General features: G+C 72.8%; 7 protein-coding genes and 1 pseudogene. All 8 read right to left on the reverse strand.

Annotated elements, in window-relative coordinates; genetic code table 11:
* Window positions 1-82, reverse strand: an 82-nt coding sequence (locus ACWD4B_RS34265; protein ID WP_451424442.1) for an alpha/beta hydrolase, incomplete at its 3' end; no start/stop codon positions are given.
* A gap of 29 nt (window positions 83-111) precedes the next feature.
* Complete coding sequence (locus ACWD4B_RS34270) at window positions 112-1,395, reverse strand: geranylgeranyl reductase family protein (protein WP_451424436.1); 1,284 nt, start codon at window positions 1,393-1,395, stop codon at window positions 112-114.
* Window positions 1,396-1,471: 76 nt separating this feature from the next.
* Window positions 1,472-3,472, reverse strand: a complete 2,001-nt coding sequence (locus ACWD4B_RS34275) for a hypothetical protein (protein ID WP_451424437.1) — start codon at window positions 3,470-3,472, stop codon at window positions 1,472-1,474.
* A gap of 104 nt (window positions 3,473-3,576) precedes the next feature.
* Window positions 3,577-4,272: a demethylmenaquinone methyltransferase gene (locus ACWD4B_RS34280; RefSeq protein ID WP_451424438.1), complete on the reverse strand. Its 696-nt coding sequence runs from the start codon at window positions 4,270-4,272 to the stop codon at window positions 3,577-3,579.
* 337 nt (window positions 4,273-4,609) lie between these two features.
* Window positions 4,610-5,233, reverse strand: coding sequence for a Uma2 family endonuclease (locus tag ACWD4B_RS34285; RefSeq protein WP_451424439.1), 624 nt, complete (start codon window positions 5,231-5,233; stop codon window positions 4,610-4,612).
* 96 nt (window positions 5,234-5,329) lie between these two features.
* Window positions 5,330-5,971: an amidohydrolase family protein gene (locus ACWD4B_RS34290; RefSeq protein WP_451424440.1), complete on the reverse strand. Its 642-nt coding sequence runs from the start codon at window positions 5,969-5,971 to the stop codon at window positions 5,330-5,332.
* Window positions 5,972-5,985: 14 nt separating this feature from the next.
* Complete coding sequence (gene mqnC / locus ACWD4B_RS34295) at window positions 5,986-7,182, reverse strand: cyclic dehypoxanthinyl futalosine synthase (RefSeq protein WP_451424441.1); 1,197 nt, start codon at window positions 7,180-7,182, stop codon at window positions 5,986-5,988.
* Between the two features lie 77 nt (window positions 7,183-7,259).
* Window positions 7,260-8,072, reverse strand: a pseudogene (locus tag ACWD4B_RS34300) (serine/threonine-protein kinase); the annotation flags it as partial.

The following is an 8,072-nucleotide window of genomic DNA, read 5'->3' on the forward strand; positions in this document are numbered from 1 at the left end:
CCAGGGCACCGGTGTACGGCGTGGCGGGGTCGCGCAGGTTCTGCACCATGAGGATTTTCGAGGGCCCGTCGGAGGCGCGCAGTTCCCCGCGCCCCTTCGGGGCGCGCCCCGCTACGAGCGGGGCGCCACCTTGCTCAGGCCATTGATGATGCGATCCATCGCATCACCCCCCGTCGGATCCGTCAGATTCGCCAGCATCTTGAGCGTGAACTTCATCAACAACGGGTGCGTCAGGCCCCGTTCCGCCGCCAGCTTCATGATCTTCGGGTTGCCGATGAGCTTCACGAAGGCGCGGCCCAGCGTGTAGTAGCCGCCGTAGGTGTCCTTGAGGATCTTCGGGTAGCGCTGCAGGGCGAGCTCGCGCTGGGCGTGGGAGGAGCGGGCGTGGGCCTGGACGATGACGTCCGCGGCGAGCTGCCCGGACTCCATCGCATAGGCGATGCCCTCGCCGTTGAAGGGGTTGACCAGGCCGCCCGCGTCGCCGACGAGGAGCAGGCCGCGGGTGTAGTGGGGCTGGCGGTTGAAGGCCATGGGGAGGGCGGCGCCGCGGATCGGGCCCGTCATGTTCTCGGGGGTGTAGCCCCAGTCCTCCGGCATCGAGGCGCACCAGGCCTTGAGGATCTCGCGCCAGTCGAGCTCCTTGAAGGCGGCGGAGGTGTTGAGGACGCCGAGGCCGACGTTGCTGGTGCCGTCGCCCATGCCGAAGATCCAGCCGTAGCCGGGCAGGAGGCGGTGCTGCGGGCCGCGGCGGTCCCAGAGTTCGAGCCAGGACTCGAGATAGTCGTCGTCGTGGCGCGGGGAGGTGAAGTACGTGCGCACGGCGACGCCCATCGGGCGGTCCTCGCGGCGGTGCAGGCCCATCGCCAGCGAGAGCCGCGTGGAGTTGCCGTCGGCCGCCACGACGAGGGGGGCCTGGAAGGTGACGGGCGTCTTCTCCTCGCCCAGCTTCGCCTCGACGCCGGTGATCCGGCCGGTGCGGTCGTCGATGACCGGCGCGCCGACGTTGCAGCGCTCGTACAGCCGGGCGCCGGCCTTCACCGCCTGGCGGGCGAGCTGCTCGTCGAAGTCGTCGCGCTTGCGGACGAGGCCGTAGTCGGGGAAGGAGGCGAGGTCCGGCCAGTCGAGCTGGAGGCGCACACCGCCGCCGATGATGCGCAGGCCCTTGTTGCGCATCCAGCCGGCTTCCTCGGAGATGTCCATGCCCATCGCCACGAGCTGCTTGGTGGCGCGCGGGGTGAGGCCGTCGCCGCAGACCTTCTCGCGCGGGAACGCGGTCTTCTCCAGGAGAAGAACGTCGAGACCCGCCTTGGCCAGGTAGTACGCGGTGGTGGAGCCCGCCGGGCCCGCACCGACGACGATCACATCGGCAGTGTGTTCGGTACGCGACTCGGTCACGGAGGGCTCTCCCGAAGGCTCGATTGGGGCTGACTTGTGCAGTCTAGGGGGGTGGCCCGGGCCTCCTTCGGCCGGTTCAGCCGAAATCGACCGGCATCGTCGACCACGTCGAAAGCGCCGTTTCGAAGACCTGCGGCGAGCCGGTCCAGTAGTCGTCGCGGCCCTGGAAATACACGGCGTACTCGGTACCCGCCTCGTTCACGTACGCCTGGTCGACGGCGTGCATCGTGCGGCCGGTCGCCTTGTCGGTCCAGGTGAACTCCCAGCGGGCGCCGGGGCGTCCCTGGAAGGTGTTGGCGGTCAGGGCGACGCGCCGGTAGCTGCCGGTGCGCTGCTGCAGGGTCTTTTCAAGGTCGGTGAAGTGGTCGTACGCGGACTGCGGGGACTTGAGGAGCAGGCCGACGCGGAGGTACGAACCGCCCGTCGGGGCCGAGTAGTCGATCTGGTGGTCGCCGGACTCCGTGCGGATCCAGCGGTCGGGGACGGCGAGCGCGAAGCCGAGCGGGTCGTGCTGCATGACGTAGCCGGCGGGGGCGCCGGCCTGCGGGGCGGCGGGGGTCGGCCGGGCCGTGGGGGCGGGTTCGTCCGACGGGCTGTCCGGCTCGTCCGACGGGCCGATGACGACGCGCTTGTCGTCGTGCCGGGCGCTCTCCGCGCCCCGGGCCTGCGCGGCGCTCTCGTGCCGGTGCAGCACCAGCCCCGCCGTCGCGGCGCCGCCGACGACGAAGGCGGCGAGGCCCGCAGCCGCGAACAGGGCCGCGCGGCGGCCCGGCACCGGCACCCGGGCGGGCCGCACCGCCCGGCCCAGGGCGCCCGACAGCACACCGGCCAGCAGCACCGCCCCCGCCGTCCACAGCGTCCCGAACAGCAGCAGCTCCCCCGCGTTCGTCGCCACGCGCGCGTCCACGGAGGCGTGCGCCCCGAGCGCGAACCGGGTGCCGGCCGACATGTGCAGCGACGCCCCGGCGACGAAGGACAGCAGCCACAGCGCGGCCAGGAAGAACGCGCCGGCGAGGGCCTGTTCGCGGCGGTCGGCCGAGCGCCGGGCCGCCAGGACGGCGAGGAGCAGCGCGCACACCGCACCCACCGCCAGCGCTCCGGCCTGGGCCCAGCCGCCCGCGGAACCGGCCGCGTGGCCCAGCTCGGAGAGGCCGAAGGCACCGCCCTCCTCGCGGCCGCGCGTGGTGACGGAGCCCTCGACTCCCGCGCCCCAGACCAGCCCCAGCCCCATCAGCCCCAGATTGACCAGTATCAGGAGCGAGGCGAGCAGGCCCGTGCCACCGCCGGCCTGGCGCTCGTGCACGGCCAGCACCGCGAACACGACGACGGCGCACAGCGCCACCGACAGCCCGAGGGCGCGCAGGGCCGTGCCCCACGCCCGTGCGACCCGCAGCGCGCCCGGTCCGAGCCGCGCGCGCAGGCGCTCACGGCACAGCACCGCCCCGCTCACCGCACCCGCGGCCGCGCACGCGAACAGTGCCGCCGTCACCGGGCCGCTGTCGACGGAGAGCAGCGGCACCTCCGGCCGCCCGTAGAGGCCGAGCGCCAGCACGGCCGCGCCCGACAGCAGGGCGATCCGCACCGCGGCCTCCGCGCCGCCGCCCTGCGCACGGCGCAGCGGCCGGGCGCCGAGGGCCACGGCGCCCGCCCACAGGACGGTCACGGTCAACGGCCAGACCGACAGCGAGCCGTGGCCACTCACGAGCAGCGAGAGCAGCCCGCCGCTGCTGCGCGTCTCGACGTCGAGGCTGCCGCCGAGGCCCTGCACCAGCAGCGCGAGGGCGGCCTGGAAGCGGTCGGACCAGTGGGTGAACTGGCCGCGGTCGTACTTCCCGTAGGACGGGGCCGAGAGGACCAGCGCGAACACGAGCAGCAGGACCGCGGGCCACAGCGCGGCCCGCGCCGACCCCGCCCAGCCGGAGCCGAAGGTGCGGCGCACGAACAGCGCGGCGGGTGACGGCGGGGCGTACGCAGCAGGGTGCGCGCCCGGCGCGTACGAGGGCACGGGCGGCGCGGGCGGCAGCGTTGGACGCGGCGGTACGGACGGCCTCGGCGGCTCGGACGACGACGGCGGCATAGGGGCGCTCCGGGCTCGGGCGGGGGGTGATCAAGATCGTACCGACCGAGCCTGCTTGCCCATGACAAACGGCCAACCCACGTCCCGCCCGGGGCATTTACCCCTTATGCAGGCTTGGTTCCCCGGTGCAGCGCAACGACTCCGCCCGTCAGGTTGCGCCACGCCACCTTCGACCAGCCGGCCTCCTGCAGCCGCGCCGCGAGGGCGGGCTGGTCCGGCCAGGAACGGATCGACTCGGCCAGGTAGACATAGGCGTCCGGGTTGCTGCTGACGGCCCGCGCGACCGGCGGCAGGGCACGCATCAGGTACTCGGTGTAGACCGTGCGGAACGGGGCCCAGGTCGGCGTGCTGAACTCGCAGATCACCACGCGGCCGCCCGGCTTCGTCACCCGCAGCAGCTCGCGCAGCGCGGTGTCGGTCTCCTGCACGTTGCGCAGCCCGAAGGAGATGGTGACCGCGTCGAAGACGCCGTCCGCGAACGGCAGCCGCGTCGCGTCCCCGGCGGTCAGCGGGAGCCAGGGGTGGCGCTTCTTGCCCTCGCGCAGCATGCCGGTCGAGAAGTCGCACGGCACGACGTACGCGCCGTCGGCGGTGAAGGAGACCGAGGACGTCCCGGTGCCGGCCGCAAGGTCCAGCACCTTCTCCCCGGGCCGCCCGCCCACGGCCTCCGCCACGGCCTTGCGCCACAGCCGCGCCTGGCCGAGCGAGAGCACGTCGTTGGTCAGGTCGTACTTCGCCGCCACGTCGTCGAACATCGCGGCGACTTCGTGCGGCTGCTTGTCCAGGGATGCTCGCGTCACGCACCCATTGTTCACCACGGCCCCACGGAGGTCTGGACGGGGACGGCTCGCCGGGGAAGGACGGGCCGCGTGGGCGGTGCCGACTGCGCCTTCCCATGGGGCCCCCGCACCCACGGGACCGCCGGCCCCCCGCCCGTCAACCCCCTCGGCAACCAGGCGTCCTGCCGGCGGTGCGCGTCCTTGTGACCCGCCGTGTGTCCGTTCGGCAGGGTCCTCCAGTTCGCACCGCGGAACGACGTTCGACGGCCGTCCCCGCAGTGATCATCCTGCCGGGGAAACGGACTGGGGGCGTCCGCGTTGACGGGGTCCTGACGTGAGGGGCTGCGGCCCTTACGGGTCATTGACGGAGCGGACGAACCAAGCCCTCCAGATCGATCGTGATCGGGAAAGGCCGGTCGGTCTCCAGCTTTCCGACGTGCCGAGGGCACTCCGGTGCCGAGATGTACTGACCCGTTTCGCGGTGGAGCCAGTACTCGTGCACCTCGGGAAGGCCGTCCTCCCCTCGCTCCACACGCCAGTAGTACTTCACCCCTGCCGCTGCATACATGGCCGGCTTGCGGACGCGGTCATCCTGACGCGATCCCCGGGACACCACCTCGACGATGAGGACAGCCTTCTCCACAGGAACGTACTTCGCCTTGAACAGGTCGAAGTCTCGCTCGTCGAAGACGACAATGTCAGGAACTGGCGCATTCTGTATGTCGACGAGCACGCACTGCTCGGAGAGGACGCCATGCGGCTCGCGCAGGGCATCCTCCAGGCACCTTTCGATCTTCCGGCGAACGTGGTTGTGCCACGGCACCGTCCTCCCCCGGACCACGATCTCTCCGTCCACGAGTTCCCAGTCGACCGGCAGCTCCAGGTCTTCCACCTGGTCCGCCGTCCACCCCTCTGCAGGCGGGAACATCCAGTTCTCAGGAGTGGCCTTGTCCAGCCGTTCTGCGATCATCACTGCTCCCATGGACGCAAGTGTGGACGCGGGTGCGGATCGCGGTCCCATATACGACGGTAGCGTCACCCGAAGTGGTGGACGACGACCAAACCGCTGGCGCCCCCGTCACCGCCCCCGAAAAACCAGCCGCCCCGCCAGCACCGTCGCCACGCACGTGCCCGCGCCCTGCGCGAGCAGCCCGGCCTCGTCCGGCACGTCGAAGGCGGCGAGGTCGGCCCGCCCGCCCACAACCAGCGGAGCCGCAACGGCATCCGCCAGGGCGCGCACCCCCCGCAGCGGATCGAGGTCCGCCTCGCCGGCCGCCGCCGGACCCGGAACGACCCGCAGCCCCGACCGTGCCACCGCCGTCGAGATCACCGGGTCGTCGAAGGGGCCCACGACCGCCGTCGTCCCGTGGCGCAGCATCAGCTGCAGTCCGCGCCGCACGCTGCCCGACCGGCGGGTCTCCGGCAGGTCCAGCGCCGCCAGGCGGTCACCGGTCAGCATCGCGTCCCCGAGCTCGGCGTACTCGCGGGGATCGGGGTGGTAGGCGTGCTCCAGGAGCCACGCCGCGCGCCCCTGCCGCAGCCCGGGCGTGAGCACGCCCGGCCAGCGGCGCACGCGGGCACCGGGGTGCGCCGCGGCGAGCTCCTCGTACGGGCCGAGCGCCGCGACCGTGCCGCCGTCCACCACGACGGCCCCGCCGGGCACGGGAGCCGCTCCGGGGACGGCCGTCAGCAGCAGGTCCGCCGCATGGATCGTCAGCACGAGCGGACCGGCCGTCAGCGGGCGTCGATGATCTGCAGCTCGGGGTGGGCCGTGCCGCCCTCGATCGCCGTCGACGACAGGTGCGAGACGACGCGGTCGTCCACCGGGTCGTTCGCCGGGTCGTCGTGCACGAGCAGGTGCTCGTACGTCGTGGCGCGCTGCGCCGGGACGCGGCCGGCCTTGCGGATCAGCTCGATGATCTCCATGCGGTTGGAGCGGTGCTTGGCACCGGCCGAGGAGACCACGTTCTCCTCAAGCATGATCGAGCCCAGGTCGTCGGCGCCGTAGTGCAGCGACAGCTGGCCGATCTCCTTGCCCGTGGTCAGCCACGAGCCCTGGATGTGGGCCACGTTGTCCAGGAAGAGCCGCGCGATGGCGATCATCCGCAGGTACTCGAAGATCGTCGCCTGCGTACGGCCCTTCAGGGCGTTGTTCTGCGGCTGGTAGGTGTACGGGATGAACGCGCGGAAGCCGCCCGTGCGGTCCTGGACGTCACGGATCATCCGCAGGTGCTCGATGCGCTCGGCGTTGGTCTCGCCCGTGCCCATCAGCATGGTGGAGGTCGACTCCACGCCCAGCCCGTGGGCGAGTTCCATGATCTCCAGCCAGCGCTCGCCGGACTCCTTCAGCGGCGCGATGGCCTTGCGCGGCCGCTCCGGCAGCAGCTCGGCGCCCGCGCCCGCGAAGGAGTCGAGGCCGGCGGAGTGGATCCGGCGGATCGCCTCCTCGGCGCTCACCCCGGAGATCCGCGCCATGTGCTCGACCTCGGACGCGCCGAGGGAGTGGATGACGAGCTGCGGGAACTCCTTCTTGATCGCCGCGAAGTGCTCCTCGTAGTACTCCACGCCGTAGTCGGGGTGGTGCCCGCCCTGGAACATGATCTGCGTGCCGCCCAGTTCGACCGTCTCCGCGCAGCGGCGCAGGATGTCGTCCAGCGGGCGGGTCCAGACCTTGTCGCTCTTCGGCGGGGCGAAGAAGGCGCAGAACTTGCACGCGGTGACGCACGAGTTCGTGTAGTTGATGTTGCGCTCGATGATGTACGTCGCGATGTGCTCGGTGCCCGCGTAGCGCCGGCGGCGCACGGCGTCCGCGGCGGCGCCCAGCGCGTGCAACGGCGCGGAACGGTACAGCTCGAGGGCCTCCTCCGGGGTGATCCGGCCGCCTGCGGCGGCGCGGTCGAGGACGGACTGAAGGTCGGCGTTCTCGGTCACCGGGCGTCCCTTCCGGAGGGTGTCGTGTACGTCGATCCACCCTACGCCAGGGGTCCGACGGCACCGCTGGCGGCCGGTCAGCCGCGGCCCCGGGAGAGGGTCGCCGTCGGCCTGCCGCCGGTGGGGTCGTTGGAGGCGAAGGCCAGCTTCCCGCCCGGGGCCAGCGTGTAGGTGACGGTCGCGGTGACGCCCGTGCAGCCGAATCTGAGCTCGCCGTCCGTCACCTCCTCCAGCGTGATCTTCGAGGTGCTCGCCGACAGCAGCCTGGCCTTGCTGTCGCACTCCACGACGCCCAGCGCCCCGTACCGGGTGCGGACCACGTAGGCGCCCGTGCCGCCCGCGGTGATGGTGCTGGTCATCGTGCCGTTGGCGGTGCCGTCGGACTGGACGACGTCGCCGCTCCAGGTGCCGAGGAACGCCTCGGGGACCGAACTCCGGTCCGCCGGGGCGCTCGTGGAGGGGCGCCCGGCGGACGCGGTGCTCCCGCTTCCGCTTCCGCCCCCGCCCTTGCCCGGCAGCAGGTCGAAGACGAACGCCGCGGTCGTGGCGGCGGCCAGCACGCCTGCGACGGACAGCACGAGCGTGCAGCTCGCCCGGCGCGAGCGCCGGCCGCCCAGGACGGCGGAGAGCGCGACCCGGCGCGAGCGCGCGGGACCGGCGGCGGGCGCCGCTTCCGGTTCCGGGACCGCCCTCTCCGGTTCCGGGACCGCCTTCCCGTACGACGGATCCGGCGGCCCGAACGCCCCGGCGCCGGCCGCCGGCGCCGCCTCCAGGTCGAGCAGCTCGACCGCCCGCCGGCTCACCTCCTCCACCAGCGCCCCCGGCAGCCACCCCGGCCGCAGCAGCGCCCGCGCCTGCTCCGGGTGCGGGGGTGCGAAGGGGTCGGCGGG

Source organism: Streptomyces sp. NPDC002536 (assembly GCF_053594995.1).